The organism is Verrucomicrobium sp. BvORR106 (assembly GCF_000739655.1).
Lineage (GTDB): Bacteria > Verrucomicrobiota > Verrucomicrobiia > Verrucomicrobiales > Verrucomicrobiaceae > Verrucomicrobium.
Map to the genome: position 1 here is coordinate 18,221 of NZ_BATR01000097.1, position 18,206 is coordinate 36,426.

Consider the following 18,206-nt stretch of genomic DNA (forward strand, 5'->3'; position numbering starts at 1 on the left):
CACCCTACTCCCCACCCATGAAAGCCATCATCATCTACGGAAGCGCCAATGACATGGCCTTCATGCAGCCCGGCCGTGACTACCTCGACAAAGAGGCAGTCGCCTACGAGGAAAAAGTCCTCTCCGCCCACCGCAACCTTCCCGAGTTGCTGGCTTACCTTGAGGAGCTGAACAAGAGCGGTGAGAAGATCGTGATCCTCGCTGTGGCCGGCCTTTCCGCCGCCCTTCCTGGCGTGGTGGCTGTGGCCACGGAGTACCCGGTGATCGGTGTGCCGGTTCCTGGCGGCCCGCTCAATGGCATCGACGCCCTTCTGGCCATCTGCCAGGTGCCCGGACAGGTGCCGCTTGGCACCGTGGGGTTGCACAGCAAGGCCGGTCTGAACGCCTGCATGTTCGCCCACCGCATCCTCAAGCTGGGCGCCTAAGCTCCCGTCTGAGTCTGTATTTTCGACCCCTCTCTCGCCCCCGGGCGGGAGCGGGGTTTTTTTGGGGGGGTTGGCGTCGGTCCGCCGCATTCCTTCCGGAAAAGGGGGGAGGGATCGCTTGCTTGCGGGTGAATTCTTTGCCACACTGCGGCACCACCTCCCATGCCGGACCTCGCGCCGATTCTCTCCAAACAAGACGTCACGCAGCGCATTGAGCGCATTGCCCAGGCCATTCAGGAACGTTTCCCTGGCAAAGACCTCGCCCTCGTGGGCATCTACCGCCGTGGCGTGCCCCTGGCAGAGCGGCTCTATACGCTGCTCAAGCCCCATTTCCCGGACCTGAACATTGGCCGGGTGGATATTTCCTTGTACCGCGATGACCTGAAGGCTCTGGAGATCATCCCCAAGCTCATTGGTTCGGAACTCTCCTTCGATCTCGACGGCAAGCATGTCATCCTCTGCGACGAAGTGCTGCACACCGGGCGCACCGCCCGCGCCGCCCTGGATGAACTGCTTGAGTACGGCCGGCCGCAGAAAGTGGAGCTGGCCGTGCTGGTGGATCGTGAGGGGCGGGAGCTCCCCATCGCCGCCGACTACGTGGGAGAACGTGTGACCATCAAACCTGAAGAACGCATCGCTGTGAGATTTGTGGAAGTGGACGGCGAAGACGCCGTGTATGTGCAACAAGGAGGAGCCCGCCGATGACCCCCCGTAAAGACCTGCTGGACATCCAGAGCCTGACGGATGAGGAGCTCGAGTTCATCCTCTCCAACGCCGTCCCGTTTAAGAACCTCTTCAAGAGGTCGGTGAAGAAGGTGCCCACGCTCAAGGGGCGCACCGTGCTCACTCTCTTCTACGAGCCCTCCACCCGCACGCGTTCCTCGTTTGAGATCGCCGCGAGCCGCCTCTCGGCCGACGTCACGAACTTCTCCGTGAGCACCTCCTCAGTGGTGAAGGGGGAGAGCGTGCTGGACACCGTGGCCACTCTGGAGGCCATGCGCACAGACTACGTGGTGGTGCGCCACAGCATGTCCGGAATCCCGAATCTGATCGCCAAGCACACGAACGCCTCTGTGATCAACGCGGGCGATGGCTTCCACGCGCACCCCACGCAGGGGCTGCTGGATGTCTTCACCCTGCGCGAGGTCTTCGGTGGCGATGTCCGCGGCGCTCGGGTGGCCTTCATCGGTGACATTCAGCACTCCCGGGTGGCCCGCTCCACGAATCTCCTCTGCCGCCGCATGGGCATGCAGACGGCGATGCTAGCCCCGGGGTCTCTCATTCCGCGGGAGCTTCCTCAGGAGATCGCCGTCTTCCAGGACTGGAAGGAACTCTATGCCTGGAAGCCGGATGTCATCTACCTCCTGCGCGTGCAGACGGAGCGGCAGAATGTGCCTTTCTTCCCCAGCATCGGCGAGTATCACCGCCTCTTCGGCCTCACGGATGAGCGTCTGAAGTGGGCCCGTGACAATGGCATCTGGGTCATGCACCCCGGTCCCGTGAATCGCGGTGTGGAGCTCACCGACTCCGTCATGGAGTATGAGCGCAGCCTCATCGACCAGCAGGTGGAGAACGGCATCGCCGTGCGCATGAGCGTGCTCTACTGGCTCAAGCCCGGCAGCTCCACTGAAGACAAGCCCTGAGTCATCCTGTTCCAGATTTCGTTCCTGTTTCCTCTATCCGTTCCTCTCACATGAAGCGTCTGTTTAAAGGCGGCGAGATCGCCACCGAAGATTCCCCCAAGCTCACCCGTGCCGATGTCCTCGTGGAGGATGGCAAGATCGTGCAGGTCGCCCCCGGCATCGCCGCAGGGGAGGGGACCGAGGTGGTGGACTGCACCGGCAAGGTCATCCTGCCCGCCCTCTTTGACGTGCACGTGCATGCTCGTGAGCCCGGGCAGGAGCAAAAGGAGAACATCCTCACCTGCAGTGAGGCCGCCATCAACGGCGGTGTGGTCGGTTTTGTGATGATGCCCAACACCGCACCGGCCATCGATACCGCCGGCGTGGTGAAGACCGTGCTGGAGTCGGCCCGCAAGTGCCGCATCCCCCTTTACACCACCGGAGCCATCACCAAGGGCCGTGAGGGCAAGGAACTCGCCGCCATCGGTGCCATGAAGGCCGCCGGCGCGGTGATGATCACGGATGACGGCTACCCTGTGAGCAACCCCGTGGTGCTGCGCCGCGCCATGGAGTACGCGAAGAACTTCGATCTCATCCTGGCCAGCCACTGCGAGACCATGGAACTCAGCGGGAAGGGCTCCATGCACGAGGGCAAGGTTTCCTACAGCCTCGGTCTGGAAGGCATCCCCGCCATCAGCGAGGAGATCTGCCTGGACCGCGACATCCGCATCGCCCAGTACACCGGGGCGCACGTGCACATCCAGCACGTCACCACCGCCCGCGGCATGAACACCATCCGCCGGTTCAAGGAAGAAGGCGCGAAGGTGACCTGCGAAATCGCCCCGCACCACCTCATCTTCAACCACGAGGACATCCGGGACTACGATACCTCGTACAAGATGAACCCGCCCCTCCGCACGCCGGAGGACAATGCCCTGCTCCTGCAGGGACTCATCGACGGGGTCTTCGATGTCATCGCCACCGACCACGCTCCCCACACGGAGTTTGAGAAGAAGAACGACTTCCAGAGCGCGCCCTTCGGCATCACCGGTCTGGAAACCGCGCTGCCCTGCCTTTATGACCGCTTCATGAGCAAGGGTGTCTTCGGCTGGGACGTGATCGTGAAACGTTATTCCGCCGAACCCCGCCGCATCATCAAGCTTCCTCCCGTCCCCGTGGTGGAAGGCGGCGTCGCGGAGTTCATCGTGTTTGACCCCAACGGCAGCACCACCTTCACCAAGGAGTTCATGAAGTCCAAGAGCAGCAACACGCCGTTCTTGAACCAGACCCTGAAAGGCAGCGTGGATGTGGTGGTATTGAAAGATGAAGTGCTGCTGAATCGGTAAGCGGATCAAGACGCCAGACTGCCAGACACCAGACGTCAGACCGGAGGCATCCGTGCTTCAGTTTGATGCTGCGTCTGGCGTAGTCCGGCTCTGTCTCAGCATCCCCGTGGTTCATCCGCCTCTATCATCTCCTTCCTTCCCTGACTCTCATCGGGAAGTTGGTCCGTTGATATTGATGATCTGATCGTGTCCCAGTCCGGGCTGCCCGATGCCGAAGGCATGACATCCATTAGACGGAGGTTGAAGGAGCGTAGCGACTGACACCTCCGGAACCTCAACATGGGTATTGCATCCCGGAGTGGATGCCAGCGAGGTCCCTTTGCCAGCGCACCTTGCGGTCACTCCTCCAAGCAACTTCCGACGACACTCCTCACCCGTTGACCTCAACAAGGCCGAGGAAACTTTCCACGGCTGGCGAAAGCGGCGTCAAGCCGCCGGCACTCCAAGACGCTGGCGCGTTGTTCTTTGTGCCATCTGCAGGCTCCCATTTGCTCCCGTTCAACATCTTCAGGGCAATCTCTAGCTTTGAAGTGGAACAGCTGGATAGATGGCAATAGGGGCACCATGGGCATAGGGCCGCCCTAGTTGACAATTCGTGGAAAAATTGTCACCGTCCGCTCTCTTATGACCAAGTTTTCCGCCCGCCTGATCTATCCTCTCCTGATCGTCCTGATGCTGGTGGGGGGCGGGTGGGTATTCGCGCGGCGTCTGACCATCGGCACCGTTCATGGCAGGCCGGTGCGATTGTACGAGTGGTTCAACTCCAACACCCGCCTGCAGCTTCAAGTGGCAAAGTCGAATCAAAAATTAGAGGCCTGCCTGGAGCTTCCTTTGGAACAGCAGCTTTTCGCGTTGCTTCAGCTGGAGCAGAAATACGGAGAAGTCTTCCTTTCCGGGGACCGGATCAGGACCGCGATCGTCGCAACCGGTCAGGAGGGATCCCTGCCTGCGATCCGTCGATGGCTGAAGACTGAACCCCACCTAGGACAACGAGCACTGATTCACGGAACCCGGGAAGCGCTGCGCTCTCGACGCGCGACCGATCGCTTCAAGGTGCAGGTGTTTCAGATTTTGCTCGCAGGTTTGGATGGGCACGACGACTGGTCCGGAGACGCGATTCCCGCGCTTCTGCTCAAGCTTGATCCGGCCAGGGGGGAACGTGTCCTGAAGTCTCCCGAGTATCTGAATCCGGACTACGAGTCCTTTGACGATATCCTTAATGCGTTCAGTGCCACCGGAGTGATCCTGCCTCGGAGCATGGTTGAATCATGGCTGCCTCGCTGGAACAAAGCTGACCTCTCCTATGGCGAAGTAAAGACGGCAGTAGAGGTCCTCAAGGCTCTTGCTTTTCATGACGAGGCGGCGGCAGACGCTGGCCTTTACAAGCTCGTTCTTGCCAAGACGGAAGCCAGTTCGGTTGCCGCTGAGGTTCTTTTGGAAATGCGGGAACTGCCGCATCCCAGATTCCAACTCTCCGACAAGGCGGAGAAGAATGGCGGTGCTTCCCTCAACGCTCACGAGCGCGCCGCCTGGCTTGTGGAGCGCTACAACTATGCCATCGACTGTGGAGGACTGGTCACCTTTGAGCATGACGAGGTGGGCAATTTCCTTCCTGAGATCATTGCCGCTCTACGTGAGGTCCGAAGTGACTACAATGCCCGCCGTTTAGAAGCCTTCTGCGCTCTTTTCGGCCCTGGTGGCCCGCCCAGAGACCTCGCTTCCCGCAGCCAGTATGTCACAAGTCGCGGCGAGGACTGGATCGATGCTCGCGATGGGGTGCATGAAGCCTTTACGGAATTCGAAGACACTGAGTGGCTGCTCCTCAAGTACGTTCTCGACCATCCCAATCACTTTGACAAAGTGCCCCGGCGCGAAATTGAAAGCGAAGATGAAGCGGAATAGTAAGGGGTTCGTTGAAGTTGCTGCGGGAGTAGTCCGGCTGTCCTCAGCCAGTGGTGGGAGCAGGGGGACGACACGACCCATTACCTTCTCACGGCTGGCCGCCCCCGACCCCAGTAGGGCGGGCACTTCGCCTGCCACGAGCGTCTCCTGAAGTTACCTCGTCTCGCTCTCCCGAGGGCAGGCCTCACCCGTTGACCTCAACAAGGTCGAGGAAACTTTCCACGGCTGGCGAAAGCGGCGTCAAGCCGCCAGCACTCCAAGACGCTGGCGCGTTGATCTTTGTGCCATCTTCATGGATCCCATCTGTCCCAGTTCAATATCTCTCCAGATCGGTTCCCACATCGCGAAGCGTCTGGGCAGGTCTCTGGGCCACGGGTCAGTAAAAGGAGCGAGGGACATTCCTGTCCCGGTTCGAGGCCAGAGTCCCATGACGTCGCTTCTTCTGTCGCCTATTCGCCACCCCACACCCTCGGGCTCCGCGGGGTATCCATCCGGTAGTCCGTGTATTTCCTGCTGAAGAACTCCCGGCCCATGCGCTCCGCCTGTTCCAGCGGCCCACCGGGATCCTCGGCCACCTCACCACGGCGGTTGCCGGCTCCTCGAACCACTCCGACGAACTCTGAGTACGTATACCGGGCGTACTCCTGGATCTGGTGTGCGATGCCGAGTGAGGCCCCCGGGTAGGTCTCCTCAGAGGCCAGCACGAGACCGATTCGCTTGCCGGACATCCTTCTCATGACTGCGGCTGAGTCCGGATGTGACGCAGCGTAGTAGCAGAAGGTGCGGTCAAAGAACGCCTTCATCTGGGCGGAGAGGCCGTACCAGTACACGGGAGAGCAGAACACGACACCATCTGCGGCCAGAAATTGTTCATAGAACAGTTCGCGGAAACGATCCTGGATGCCGCACTCGCCATCCGCCCGGCGGCACGTGCGGCAGTCGCGCAGAAAGCTGGTGATGTGGTCATCCACAAAGTGCAAGGCCACCTGGATGCCAGCCTCCTCGGCCCCAAGCTTCACAGCCTGGGCCATGGTGGCGGAGTTGCCCTCGCGTCGTGGACTGCCCACGAGGATCAGGAGTTTTCTGAGAGAAAGGGCACCGCTGTTGGCGGTGGCGACGGCAGAAGTCGAGTCGATGGAATTCATGGCAACAGGAAATGAGGGATGGGGTAGGGGGCAACTCGTCGAAACGGACGAATGGGGCCGACAGTCGCGTCACTCAGCTCTTGAACGGCGATATTCTGCCGTGCAGGAACGTCATGAATCCCCATGCAGGGGAAGGCTGTCAGACTGGCTTGCGGCTGGCTCCCGGGGGAGCTGCATTGCATTCTCAGTCACCCTCCGATAACGGCTGAGAGATCTGGACGGTTGCCGGGAAGAGCGAAATCTTAAGCGTAGGGGACATCAAGGCTGTTGCCAGAACGTGAACTTTCGCGGTCTCGGACAACTCAGTGCGCAATCGACTTCGAAAAGCCATTCACAATCACCACGCCGATGATGATGAAGGCGAGACCGATGATGGCGGGCGTATCCAGTTTCTGTTTGAAGAAGATCCATCCCACCGCTGCAATTAGCACGATGCCCAGACCGCTCCAGATCGCATACGCAATACTCACTGGCAGAGTCTTGAGCGCAATGGAGAGGCAGTAAAAGGCCCCCGCGTACCCCAGGCCGGTAATCAAAGTGGGTACCAGCTTGGTGAACTGCTCTGTCTTCTGCAGAAAGGACGTAGCGATCACTTCCAGGACGATGGCGGCGAGGAGCGTGCTGTAAGTGATAAGCGAGGACATGGGCTGACGGGGGGCGGACGCTTGTACTGAAGTGAGAATCAAAGATGTACGTCCCCCACCTCGATCCAGCTCCTGGCAATGTGTTTCGTGCGAAAGTGAACGGTTGTTCCACTCCACTCTTTGAGCGTCCAGGCCGCTTCCCAGGCGGATTCGCGAAGATTTCCCCTGTAATAAAGAAGTACCCCTTTTGGCGTAAAGCCTTTCCGATTTTGACGCTGGACAATCTCGGTACAAAGTGTATAAAAACCATATTAACCATGCTGACTGCCGTTGAATCTCCTGCCTATCAGTCCGAAGTTCTCGTCGTCGATGACGACCAGAGCATTCGGTCCATCATGACCGCCCTGCTGAAGCGGGTGGGACTGAAGGTGAATCTGGCCATCGACGGTCTTGATGCCGTGGAGTGGCTGATGCGACCCGAGAATCACGCAGACCTCGTGATCCTGGATCTCGCCATGCCTCGCATGTCGGGGGCGGAGGCGCTGGAGCACATCCGGAGCATGCGGCCAGAGCTGGGCATCGTGCTTTGCAGTGGCTCCAAGACGGATCTTGCCACCACACAGGAGCAGGGGGGCGAGGCCGTGCTGTCCGCCTTCTCCAAGCCATTCGACATCGACGAGTTCTGCCGTGGTATTCTTGTCGCTCTCAGCCGCATGCGCGGTCGGCCGTTTCCGTGAAGAGTGATGACTCAATGGAAAGTACCGGTGCGCCAATCAGTAACAGGAAGGAGGGACATTCCTGTCCCGGTCCCCTGCGAGCGTCCCATGAGGCCCTTTCAAGCGAGTGCGTAGCGCAGTCGCTGTGCATTCATTAAATCAAGCAACGGTGATCAATCACCCATTGTCGTGCCGGAATGTGCAGCCGAATCCGGGACTGGAAAGTCCCTACCTCCGTTTGCTGACAGTCCCTGTCATCCGCCATATTCATAAGCCAAACGCCCTCCGTCTCTTGCCGAAACGGAGGGCGCCTTGGGGCTCAGCAAACAGGCTGAGAGTTAACTACAATACAATACCGTTCACATACTGACGACTGATCGACTCAGTTGATTCACTGAATCATTGTTTTACTGAATTACTGATTCACTGCACCGCTGGTTTCATCCACGGTCACGAAGCGGCTGCCGCCGCGGCTCCACACTTTCACCAGGGTGTCGCCGTTGGGGGCGTCTTCGGTGAGTTTCACCGCTTCCTCAGCGTTGCTCACGCTCTTGCGGTTGATTTGCTGGATCACATCTCCGGGGCGCAGGCCGGCTTCCCAGGCGGGGCTGTCCTGTTCCACGTTGGTGATCACCGCGCCCTGCACATCGGAGGGGATGTTGTTTTCCTGGCGCAGCGCCCGGGTCAGGTCGGCCACACCCACGCCATTCAGCGTGCCTTCATTGTCGCGGCTGCCGCTGTGTTTGGCAGGGATGGCTTTGTCACTGCCGGGCTGGGGGGCCAACGTGGCGGTGAGGGTCTTCTCCACGCCTTCGCGCAGAACCTTCAGCTCGGCTTTGTCGCCCGGCTTCTCGCTGGCCACAGCCAGTTTCAAGCTGCGGGCATCTTTTACTGCCTTGCCGTCGAAGTGGGTGATCACGTCACCGCTTTCCAGGCCGGCCTTGGCGGCAGGGGACTTGGCAGGCACGTCGCCTACGAGAGCGCCCTTCGTATCGGCAGGCGCTTTGAACTGGCTGGCCAGGGAGGGCGTCAGGTCCTGGATCATCACACCCAGATAGGCGCGGGTCACCTTGCCGTCGGTGATGAGGTCATTCATCACGCTGCGGACCATGTTGGCAGGGATGGCGAAGCCCACCCCGTCATTGCCGCCACCACGACTCACGATGGCCGTGTTGATGCCGATGAGGCGTCCTTGTGCGTCCACCAGGGCTCCGCCGGAGTTGCCAGGGTTGATGGCCGCATCCGTCTGGATGAAGTCCTCATAGTCCAGGCCCATGGTCGCACGACCGGTGGCACTGATCATGCCCAGTGTGACGGATTCACCAAGTCCGAAGGGGTTGCCAGCGGCGAGCACCACGTCACCCACTTCCGCAGCACTGCTGTCGGCGAACGGGATGGCGGGCAGGTTCGAGGCATCAATCTTCACCACGGCCAGGTCCGACTTGGGATCGGTGCCGACGACCTTGGCGGTGAAAGTGCGCCCGTCATGGAGGGTCACCTCCACCTTGTCGGCGCGGTCCACCACATGGTTGTTGGTCAGGACGTAGCCGTCGGCGGTGGCGATCACGCCACTGGCAGCGCCGTGTTCCCGAGGCATGCGCATTTGACCGCCCCGGTTGCTGCCGCCGCCTCCGTTGCCGCGACGTTCAAAGAACTGTCGGAGGTCGGGACTGCCGAAGTCGCCGAACGGGAGCTGCATGCCGGACCCACCGAGATCGACCGCAGGCTGGGCTTTGCCCACCACTTCGATCTTCACCACTGAGGGGGTGACACGTTTGATCACGCTGGAGAAGCTCATGGGCAGGCCCGCGGCGCGATCGATGGGCTTTTCATCGAGGGTGATGGCCGGCGGAGTCCCGCTGTCTTTGTTGGGGAGAATCTTGGTCTCCAGGGCAAGGGCTGTGGCGACAATGGCACCGCCGCCCACGACGATGGCCGCGGTGCGGCCGAGGATGGTTTTGGGTGTTTTCATGGATTTGGCAGGAGGAGTTGGCTCCTCGATCGGAGCCGGGTGGATGTCAGGGGAATTGCGGGAAGTTTTCTGGTCAGGTTGCATGGTCGTTAGGGGATGGTTCAGGGGTTCTGAGTGGGGGTGAGGGGAAGGGGGGCATAGGCCGCCGGGTGTAGGGCATCACCCGGCTGGATCCGGCTGGTGCCGGAGTTCACGGGAACAGGAAGGGGGGCGTCTGCGGTGGCTGACAACCGGTCCCGATGAGCAGTGCACCAGGTCACCGCCAGCAGGCTGAGCCCACCGGCAATGACCAGGGCCGTGAGTACCGCGCCGCGTGCCACCCGCCGACCTGCACCGGGATGCAGCGCGGGGGATGCGCTGTCCGTGTCAGATGGGGTGGGTGATTTCCTGGCGTGCATCACGACGCCATCTTCCCACATCCCGCCGTTCGCAAAATCGGACCCGGAACCGTCCCTCGTTAGGCAAAATGCCTACCTCCGGTCACGAGCGGCTTCTGATCCGCCGCACTACTGCCCCAATCAAGCCTCTAGCCCTGGCTCTCGACATGTCGCACGGCCTGGCGGATCATCTCGGCGCTGGTGGTGAAGCCCAGCTTTTCCTTGATGTGATCCCGGTGCACGGAAACGGTCTTGGGGCTCAGATTGAGCTGGGCGGCGATTTCCTTCGCTGTCTTGCCTTCACCAAAGAGGCGAAATACCTCGAACTCCCGGTCGCTCAGCTTCTCAATGGGAGAGCTGCTGCCACGGGGTTTGGACTGACCAAAGGACTCAAGCACACTGGCGGCCAGCCGGGCGCTCATGTACCGCTGACCCGCCAGCACCGTGCGCACGGCCGTGAGGAAGGTCGGGCCATCGGCGTCTTTCATCACATAACCGCGAGCTCCCGCTTGCAGGGTGCGGTTCGCCCACAGCATTTCATCATGCATGGAGCAGACCAGGATCTTTGTCTCTGGCGCCAGGGCCATGATGTCCTTGATCAGATCCAGCCCGCTCCGACCGCTCAGGGTGAGGTCCGTCACCACCAGGTCGGGACGTTCCTGCTCCAACAGTCCCAGGGCCTCTGCCGCACTCACCGCCGTGGCGCACACCTCCAGATCAGGCTGGGCATTGAGCATGAAGCGATAGCCCTCAAGCACCATGCGGTGGTCATCCACCAGCAGGACGCGGGCTTTGGTGACAGGAGCGGGAGTTGGCATGGGAGTCGGGAAAAGAGAGAGTCGAGATCGCGAGGATCTAGGAAATAGAGCGTTGTTTTGTCACCTCGCCGGGGCCACGCAGCGCACCCGGGTGCCGCCTGCAGGTGCAGGGCCAAACTCGACTTGGCCATCGATGAGTTGCGCCCGGTATCTCATCACTCGCAAGCCCAGGCCGTGGGCTTCGGAGTTTTCTCCGGGAGTGGTGGAAGTTTCTTCCAGGCCGACACCGTCATCGTCCACCTCCAGGATGACGTTGTCTCCCTGCACTTCCAGCCCGATGCGGATCTCCGAGGCGGAGGCGTGTTTCAGGGCATTGTTCACGGCCTCCTGGGCCATACGGAAGAGATGCGTGGCCGTTTCCACATTGGGCAGCAGGACCAGTTGGGGGCAGTCCAGCACACAGCGCACCTTCCCGCTGCGGGACACACTGGTGGCCAGTTCCTGCAGCGCTGCCATGAGACCGTCTGCCTCCAGGCTGACGGGAGCCAGGCCGTGAGAGAGGGATCGAGCCTCGGCAATCGCCTCGCGCAGTTGTTGCGCCACCAGCCCGCCATGAGCCGCCAGGGAGGGGGCCGTGTCTTTGAGTTGTTCCAGCATCGCATTGGCTGTCATGGAGGCGGCGGTGAGCCGTTGCCCCAGGCTGTCGTGCAAGTCGTGACCGATGCGTCGGCGCTCCCGCTCAGAAATGTTCAACACCTCCCGCTCCAGCCGCAGCTTGTCGATCTCCTGGGATTGCAGCCGGTCGGCCATGGTATTGAAGACTTCTGCGAGTCTGCCCACCTCGTCTCTGCCCCCCGGCATGTGATGACGGTCCCGACGTCCTGCGCCCCACTCCTGGATGCCTCCGGCCAATCTGGCGATGCGGCTGGCATAGCCATAGTGCAAAATGGCCCACAGCATGAAGCTCAGGAGCGCCATGGCCCCGGAGATCCAGTAGAACTGTGTCCTGGCATCCTCACGTGCACCGTTGATGGCCTGCTGCCGGTTCAGCTCTGCCAGCGCCCAGCCCACCCCGCCACGCGGCAGGGCGAAGGGGCTGGCGGCGTACACGCGTTCCGCATTTTCACCGATCTCGATCACCACCTTGTTCACCGGCCGGATCAGGGTGGCCGCTGGGGCCAGTGTCGTCCCTTGCACAGGAAACCCTGCCCACTGCCCGGAGGAGTCTGCCAGAATGATCCCCCGGCTGTCCACAATCCCCGCCGAGACCAGTTCCGGTACATCGAACATGCTGGTCAGCTCGAGCTTCACCACCCGCTGTAGATTGTCCGCCAGCAGGTGCTCGCTCATCGCCGCCAACCGAGCTGCCACGCCTCCGGCGCGTTGCCGTACGGACGAGAGATCCCTCGCCAGATTGGCATCCAGCGTAAGCGTGTAGTTCAGCCAGGTGGCCATCACTCCAAAGATCAGCACCAGCAGCGGAGCAGTCAGCCGCATGGGCAGGGAGATGTTCAGCGAACCTCCTTTGCCCGGTGTCTTGGAAGACGGCAAGCTCATCCTGAATCAACCGTTGTCCCTGCTGAATCGAAAGCAAATGGAAGGTGGGGGAAAGTTCAAATGCCAAACTTCAAACTTCAAACTTCAAACTTCAAATGCCAAATGCCAAATGCCAAATGCCAAAGGAATGGTTGGCTCTTCGTGAGCCAGTCTTGAAGTATGGGGGCGGCTGTCTTGAATATTGAATTTTGAGATTTGGATTTTGAAGTTTTCTATTCTACCCGCCCCTCTTCTCCCTCCTCAGCTTGTAAAGCCCGTATCCCAGCCCTGCCGCTCCGGTCACGGTTGCGGGAAAGTACAGGGCAGGGTAGGACCAGCGGTGGAAGGCCAGAGCTCCCGCGATGCCGCCGCAGAAGAATCCAGTGATGATGAGCAATGCGATGCGAAGGCGTCGTCCGTCCACGGGAAGGCCTCGCACGGCGTGCCCCAGAAAGATGCCCAGATCCGTGAACATGCCGGAGAGGTGCGTGGTGCGGATCACGGACCCGCTGTAGGTGGTGGCCATGGCATTCTGCAGTCCACAAGCACAGGAGGCCAGATAGGCGCCCGCATCGCGATGCGCCTGAAGCAGCGGCACAGCCGCCGCCAGCATCAGAGCCTCCAGCACCAGCGCCACGCCGTACCGCCGACCGAGCTTCAGCGTGCTGTCCTGAATGATCATGCCGCTCAGCACCGCGCCCAGAAGAAATGAACCCGCCACCGCGGCCAGATGCAATGCCCCACTTGTGTTCCCCTCCGCGATTGCGGCGGCCAGCATGGAGGTAGTGCCGGTGAGGTGCGTCACCGCCTGATGCTCGAAGCTTAAGAACCCCACCACATTCACCATGCCAGCCACCATCGCCAGTGCCCATGCACCGGTGCCAACCCATCGCGGGAGCCGGGAGATCATGATTTCTAGATTGGAAAGATCGGTAAAGGAGGGGAGCGAGGAAAACGCTGCTTTAGGGGACGATAGAGAGGCCGGGAAAGGATGCAAGGCCGAGGCAGAAGCTGGGCCAGAAGGCCTGATTTGCCTCACACAAAGGCACGAAGGCACAAAGAGGAAGGAGCGGTCAGATAGCTTTGGGCGATGCCAGGTCTCTTACCCCTTGAATGATTTAAGATCTAGGAAATTACAATCGACTGACGAAAGCCGTGTCAAGCGGCCAGCACTCCAAGACACTGGCGTGAATCAGGACGGGCCTTGTCAAAATATCCATCTACGGCCTGCGTCGATCCTCCCACCGCATCCCGCTACGCGAAGCGTCTTGGAGTGCCGGTGGCTCGACACCGCTTTCGCCTGGTATGTCGGCAACTGGCGCTCAATGCCGCAAGGTCAGCGAGGAAGGCGCACCTACCTTAAATGACCATTTAATGGCGGCTTTAAAATGCTCCGCTCCTCCCTCAACCCTCCACTTTCCCTTCCTCCACCTTTGCGGGCACCTCCACCCGCAATTCCGGATGTCGAATCTGGCCACCCGCCCGGGCGATCCAGCCGCCTCCCAGCATGGCTGCCGCGCCCAGAGCCAGAGTGATGGCGGCCAGAGGCACTGCGCTTTTTGGCCAGCGCAGTGGCAGAAAGATGGCCGCCAGGCCCAGGGCTGCCGCGGCATAGTACACCGGGGCCACTAGCCCAGCCCTGCGGCTGTGCTCATCCAGCCACTCGGTGCCAGGGTCATCGGTCAGGGCGATCACCACATCAAAAGCCTGGTTGCCCGTGTAGCTGACCAGCAGCACCATCGCCGAGCAGAAAACCGTCAGGGCCAGGGCGATCAATTGGGCAGGGCGTGACCGGATCACCATCGCCCCTGCCAATGCGAGCAGGGCGATGGCCAGCCCATGGATGGGCAGGTGGTTGATCATCACGTGAACGTGCTCGAACGTGAGTTTCATGGCGGTGCTTGTGGAAGTTGAATTGTCCGGCCGGTTCGCTCTACACCTGAACCCGCCGGCAGGGCAGCAATCTGCCCTTGGACTCATGTTGGTGGCATTTTACCACAGAGCCCACCCATTCGACCAGCGTCCGCTGGGTTGTTTGCTCCCCGGTACTTCCTGCACCGGTTGCACAATTTTGGTTGTCCTCCGCTCTGTTCCGGTTATTGTCCCAGTTCCACGCCCGAAAGGGCAGTTCTGGACCTTCCCGTCTGGAGAGAAAGCCGGTTTAGCTCAGTTGGTAGAGCAGCTGATTTGTAATCAGCAGGTCGTCGGTTCGAGTCCGACAACCGGCTCTCTTTAGGAATTCAGAGAATTCCGGAGAGCACATAGAATGCTCTCATCCGGCAGAAAGCAGACTCTTTGCGACCCTTTGTATTCACACTCTGTGTTCTCTGTGACTCTGTGGTTGTTACCTCATTCCCAAGTCGCCACAAGGCCCCAGCTCACTTGATCGCCCGCCACACGGGACCCAGCATGGACCAGCTTGCACCGTCCCAGTAGAACAGGTGATACTTCATGCCCGCCTCTGCGCCGGGTTCGAGGAACTCCACCTCGAAGAACGTCACGCCGGGCTTGAGGATTCCGGCCTTCGCCAGATCCCGGGTGGCACCGGGAAACTCTGCAAACGCCACGGAACCCACGGCGTACTGGGCAATCTCCTCTGTGGTGGCTCCGTGCACTTCGACCATCGTTTGAGCGGGCTTGGCCGCCAGGAGTTTTGCCAGAGCCGCATCGTCGGTCTTTGGGAGTTGATCATGGAACGCCTTGATCTTCGCCCAGATCTCTGGAGTGGCTCCTCCTCCAATGGCCGATTGAAGCCGGGTCTCATCCGGCAGCAGGTCTCGCACGATGAGTGCTGCCGTCGCCGCATCCTGAGTCATGAGAGCGGCATGGTACTTCTCGAAGAGTGCCTTGAGAGAATCTGCGTTCCCAGGGGAGGGGGCCACCTCTTTGGAGGTCGTACGAGCTTGCGCTGCGGTTCCTGCCCAGGATCGGAGGGCTTCGGACGCGGATTTGGAGCCCTCACTTGATGGAGCATCCGCGACAGTGGTCACCGGCAGAAACTCCAGACTGTGGATCACTTTCTGGCTAAACCCCTTGGTCAGCAAATCTGCCTGCGTCTTGATCTCGCTAAGCTGCTTGTCTGCCATGAAGAAGGCCATCACGCCGTTTTCAGAATTCGCTGGCATCACTCCCACCGTCTTCACCCAGTAGGCCTCGCCGCTACCCGGTTTCACCATTTCCGCCACCAGGCACACCGCATCATTGCCCCGGATGCGGGTCACATAGAGGTCCAGCTGTCGCGCCTGCTCATAGTTGCTGGTGATCTGAGGGAGCGCCTTGGTGGCAAGCAGGTTCGCACAAACTACCAAGCGATCTTCCGACGTGCGCTGAAGCGGGACGGTCATGGTCACAAAGCGAAGAATTTCCACCGCTTTCTTGTCTTCTGTGGCGATGCTCAACCTCGCCAGCTCCGGCACCCCGGTTTTCTTGCCGCCCGGCAGGAAGTAGAGGTTGTTGTCCTTGGGCACGACCACCTTGAATGGTGCCTGCAGCGCGGGCAGGTCGTGCTTGGCAGCGTATGCTTCGTCCAGCACAAGGGGAGTGCCCATGAAGACGCTTTCCGCCTTGAAGCCTGGCCCCCGCACCACTCCCACGGTCTCTTCTTTGAACGCCAGCTTGCCTGGTCGGCCAACCTCCACCGCCGGATTTGACTGGCCGCAGACCTGTGAAAAAGGAAGGATCAGGCACACCAACAGGGAGCAGGTGACGGTTCGCTTCATGCCATAAAGTGTAGGATGGAAGCGCTTTTTTGCAACGCTCTGTGGTTGGGGGGGCGCGGAGTTGGGTGGAGGTGATGGCCCGCGATTTTGGGCCTCCGGCCACTTTTTGAAGAAAGTTGAATAACGATACAGCGCTCCCGTCTGATTGGCTGAAGCGCGAGTGATCCATCGGAGAAATCGGCTCCCAACGGGGCCAACCGACCGGACCCGTGCGGCACAAAAAACCATTCTTTCAGCCACTCAGTCAACCGACCTCGCCCCCACTGCCATGAAATCCAAATTCCTCTTCGCTTTCGCCGGGATTGCCCTCGCTCTTGGAGCCCTGGCCCCCACCACCGCCAAAGCCGACCACTACGACGGTGGCGGCTACTATGTGAGCCGGTTCGTCGGGTATGATCACTGCGGCCGCCCTGTTTACCAGCAGGTCTGGGTCCCCGTTTGCAGGCCTCGCCCGGTTTGCCCGCCCCCTGTCTGCAATCCTCGCCCCATCTGCCCTCCGTCCTGGGGCGGTGGCAGCATCCACATTGACTTTGGTCATCGCAGGCACCACCACCACTGCCGCTAAGGGCAGGGGGTGAGAATCGCCTCCTTGAAGGCAACTTGAAAAAAGGCCGCCAGCAACAGATGCTGGCGGCCTTTTGCGGTCTCAAGATGATGATCGCTATCCGTGAAGACCATCACGGGAAAGCTAATTTCCTAATCCTCACACAAAGGCACGAAGGCACAAAGCAAAATCGGTTCACCGCAAACTTCGCCACCCGTGAGTTCCACATCCCTCATCCCAATCTTGTCAATCCATTCAAATCTTGTTAGTCCTGTCTCTAGAATCGTCCTCCTGTCCCTGACTCCCATCACAGCTTTGCCCGCCGCAATCGAAGGGCGTTGCTGATGACGGACACGGAGCTCAGGCTCATAGCCAGACCGGCCAGCATGGGGCTCAGCAGCAGGCCAAAGAAGGGGTAAAGCAAGCCTGCGGCTACAGGTATGCCCAGGGCATTGTAGAGGAAGGCAAACACGAGGTTCTGCCGGATGTTTCGCATGGTGGCGCGGCTCAGGTGAACCGCCTTGGCGATGGCCCGCAGATCGCCCTTCACCAGGGTGACGTCGGCGCTCTGCATGGCCACATCCGTGCCGGTCCCCATAGCGATCCCCACATCTGCTGCCGCCAGGGCAGGAGCGTCATTCACGCCATCACCCGCCATGGCCACCGATTTGCCGGACCGCATCAGCTCGCTCACATGGGAGCTCTTGCCTTCGGGTTCCACCTCCGCATGAACCTTGTCCAGCCCGAGCTTCACGGCCACCGCAGCGGCGGTGCGCTGGTTGTCACCGGTCATCATGACGAGTTCGATTCCCAACGCGTGCAGCTCCTTGATCGCCTCTGGGGTGGTGGACTTGATCGGATCCGCCACGGCCACGAGGCCGGCGGCGCGATCGTCAATGGCCACGTACACTACGGTCTGGCCGTCTTCTTGGAGCTGGCGTGCGGCCTCCTCAAGTCGCGGCAGATCCTTGATGCCCTCGTCCTTCAGAAACGCAGGCTTGCCCACCAGCACCGGCTTGCCTGCCACGATGCCCGCTACGCCGCCACCCGTGGTCGAGCGAAAGCCCGAGACTTCCGGCACCGCCGCATTCTGGTTCTGATCCTTCCAGGCCTGCACCACCGCTGCCGCCAGCGGGTGCTCGCTGCCCTGTTCAAGTGCGGCCGCCAGGCGGAGCACTTCCTCTTCCGCGAACTCTGAGCCGGGCAATACCTGCACTTTGGTCAGACGGGGGCGGCCTTCTGTGAGCGTGCCCGTCTTGTCCACCACCAGGGTGGTGACCTTCTCCAGCCGCTCCAGCGCCTCGGCATTCTTCACCAGCACGCCTTCCTGGGCACCCCGGCCGATTCCCACCATGATGGACATGGGCGTGGCCAGCCCCAAGGCGCAGGGGCAGGCGATGATGAGCACTGCCACGGCATTGATGATGGCGTGCGCCAGGCGCGGTTCGGGACCTAGGAAATACCAAGGGACAAAGGAGATCAAGGCCACCACCACCACGGCCGGGACGAAGATGGACGCCACCTTGTCCGCCAGTCCCTGGATGGGGGCGCGGCTGCGCT

Annotated in this window: 17 protein-coding genes and 1 tRNA gene; 8 read left to right on the plus strand and 10 right to left on the minus strand. The window is 60.7% G+C overall.

From position 1 onward, the window contains the following. Window positions 1-17: 17 nt before the first annotated feature. From BV106_RS16875 to BV106_RS16895, 5 genes are all read left to right on the plus strand, one after another. Complete coding sequence (locus BV106_RS16875) at window positions 18-425, plus strand: AIR carboxylase family protein (RefSeq protein ID WP_009960576.1); 408 nt, start codon at window positions 18-20, stop codon at window positions 423-425. A gap of 162 nt (window positions 426-587) precedes the next feature. Next, window positions 588-1,130, plus strand: coding sequence for a bifunctional pyr operon transcriptional regulator/uracil phosphoribosyltransferase PyrR (gene pyrR, locus BV106_RS16880; RefSeq protein ID WP_051945968.1), 543 nt, complete (start codon window positions 588-590; stop codon window positions 1,128-1,130). After that, window positions 1,127-2,068 carry an aspartate carbamoyltransferase catalytic subunit gene (locus BV106_RS16885; protein WP_038166653.1) on the plus strand — a complete coding sequence of 314 codons (942 nt, stop codon included), beginning with the start codon at window positions 1,127-1,129 and terminating at the stop codon, window positions 2,066-2,068. Before pyrR ends, BV106_RS16885 begins: the two co-directional genes overlap by 4 nt. Before the next feature lie 50 nt (window positions 2,069-2,118). Further along, the gene (locus BV106_RS16890) at window positions 2,119-3,393 is read left to right on the plus strand and encodes a dihydroorotase (RefSeq protein WP_038166655.1); all 1,275 of its coding nucleotides are present in this window, start codon (window positions 2,119-2,121) and stop codon (window positions 3,391-3,393) included. Between the two features lie 624 nt (window positions 3,394-4,017). Continuing rightward, on the plus strand, window positions 4,018-5,295 hold the full coding sequence (locus BV106_RS16895; protein WP_038166658.1) for a DUF4375 domain-containing protein: 1,278 nt from the start codon (window positions 4,018-4,020) through the stop codon (window positions 5,293-5,295). 449 nt (window positions 5,296-5,744) lie between these two features. On the opposite strand, the gene BV106_RS16900 is transcribed toward BV106_RS16895, so the two are convergent. Together BV106_RS16900 and BV106_RS16905 are read right to left on the minus strand one after the other, a co-directional pair. Next, window positions 5,745-6,440: a flavodoxin family protein gene (locus BV106_RS16900; protein WP_051945969.1), complete on the minus strand. Its 696-nt coding sequence runs from the start codon at window positions 6,438-6,440 to the stop codon at window positions 5,745-5,747. A 302-nt stretch (window positions 6,441-6,742) separates the two neighbouring features. After that, window positions 6,743-7,084 carry a multidrug efflux SMR transporter gene (locus tag BV106_RS16905; RefSeq protein ID WP_038166660.1) on the minus strand — a complete coding sequence of 114 codons (342 nt, stop codon included), beginning with the start codon at window positions 7,082-7,084 and terminating at the stop codon, window positions 6,743-6,745. A gap of 257 nt (window positions 7,085-7,341) precedes the next feature. Here BV106_RS16905 and BV106_RS16910 point away from each other — a divergent pair, with 257 nt between their 5' ends. Beyond that, window positions 7,342-7,761, plus strand: coding sequence for a response regulator (locus tag BV106_RS16910; RefSeq protein WP_051945970.1), 420 nt, complete (start codon window positions 7,342-7,344; stop codon window positions 7,759-7,761). A gap of 394 nt (window positions 7,762-8,155) precedes the next feature. Here BV106_RS16910 and BV106_RS16915 read toward each other — a convergent pair whose 3' ends face one another. From BV106_RS16915 to BV106_RS16940, 6 genes are all read right to left on the minus strand, one after another. Next, window positions 8,156-9,712 carry a Do family serine endopeptidase gene (locus BV106_RS16915; RefSeq protein ID WP_265595774.1) on the minus strand — a complete coding sequence of 519 codons (1,557 nt, stop codon included), beginning with the start codon at window positions 9,710-9,712 and terminating at the stop codon, window positions 8,156-8,158. A 101-nt stretch (window positions 9,713-9,813) separates the two neighbouring features. After that, window positions 9,814-10,131: a hypothetical protein gene (locus BV106_RS16920; protein ID WP_038166662.1), complete on the minus strand. Its 318-nt coding sequence runs from the start codon at window positions 10,129-10,131 to the stop codon at window positions 9,814-9,816. A 107-nt stretch (window positions 10,132-10,238) separates the two neighbouring features. Continuing rightward, window positions 10,239-10,907 carry a response regulator transcription factor gene (locus BV106_RS16925; protein WP_038166663.1) on the minus strand — a complete coding sequence of 223 codons (669 nt, stop codon included), beginning with the start codon at window positions 10,905-10,907 and terminating at the stop codon, window positions 10,239-10,241. A gap of 60 nt (window positions 10,908-10,967) precedes the next feature. Continuing rightward, window positions 10,968-12,404, minus strand: coding sequence for an ATP-binding protein (locus BV106_RS35750; RefSeq protein WP_051945971.1), 1,437 nt, complete (start codon window positions 12,402-12,404; stop codon window positions 10,968-10,970). Between the two features lie 217 nt (window positions 12,405-12,621). After that, window positions 12,622-13,293, minus strand: a complete 672-nt coding sequence (locus BV106_RS16935) for a YoaK family protein (protein WP_038166665.1) — start codon at window positions 13,291-13,293, stop codon at window positions 12,622-12,624. 494 nt (window positions 13,294-13,787) lie between these two features. After that, window positions 13,788-14,276, minus strand: a complete 489-nt coding sequence (locus BV106_RS16940; protein ID WP_038166666.1) for a hypothetical protein — start codon at window positions 14,274-14,276, stop codon at window positions 13,788-13,790. A 262-nt stretch (window positions 14,277-14,538) separates the two neighbouring features. On the opposite strand from BV106_RS16940, the gene BV106_RS16945 reads away from it, so the two are divergent. Further along, window positions 14,539-14,611: transfer RNA gene (locus BV106_RS16945), tRNA-Thr, on the plus strand. A gap of 150 nt (window positions 14,612-14,761) precedes the next feature. Here the strand turns inward: BV106_RS16945 and BV106_RS16950 are convergent. Further along, window positions 14,762-16,102, minus strand: a complete 1,341-nt coding sequence (locus BV106_RS16950) for a hypothetical protein (RefSeq protein WP_038166667.1) — start codon at window positions 16,100-16,102, stop codon at window positions 14,762-14,764. A gap of 268 nt (window positions 16,103-16,370) precedes the next feature. Here BV106_RS16950 and BV106_RS38605 point away from each other — a divergent pair, with 268 nt between their 5' ends. Further along, entirely contained in the window at window positions 16,371-16,667 is a 297-nt protein-coding gene (locus BV106_RS38605; RefSeq protein WP_265595775.1) for a hypothetical protein, read from the plus strand. A gap of 286 nt (window positions 16,668-16,953) precedes the next feature. Here the strand turns inward: BV106_RS38605 and BV106_RS16960 are convergent. Next, window positions 16,954-18,206: heavy metal translocating P-type ATPase (locus tag BV106_RS16960; RefSeq protein ID WP_038166671.1), on the minus strand; the 1,253-nt coding region annotated here is incomplete at its 5' end.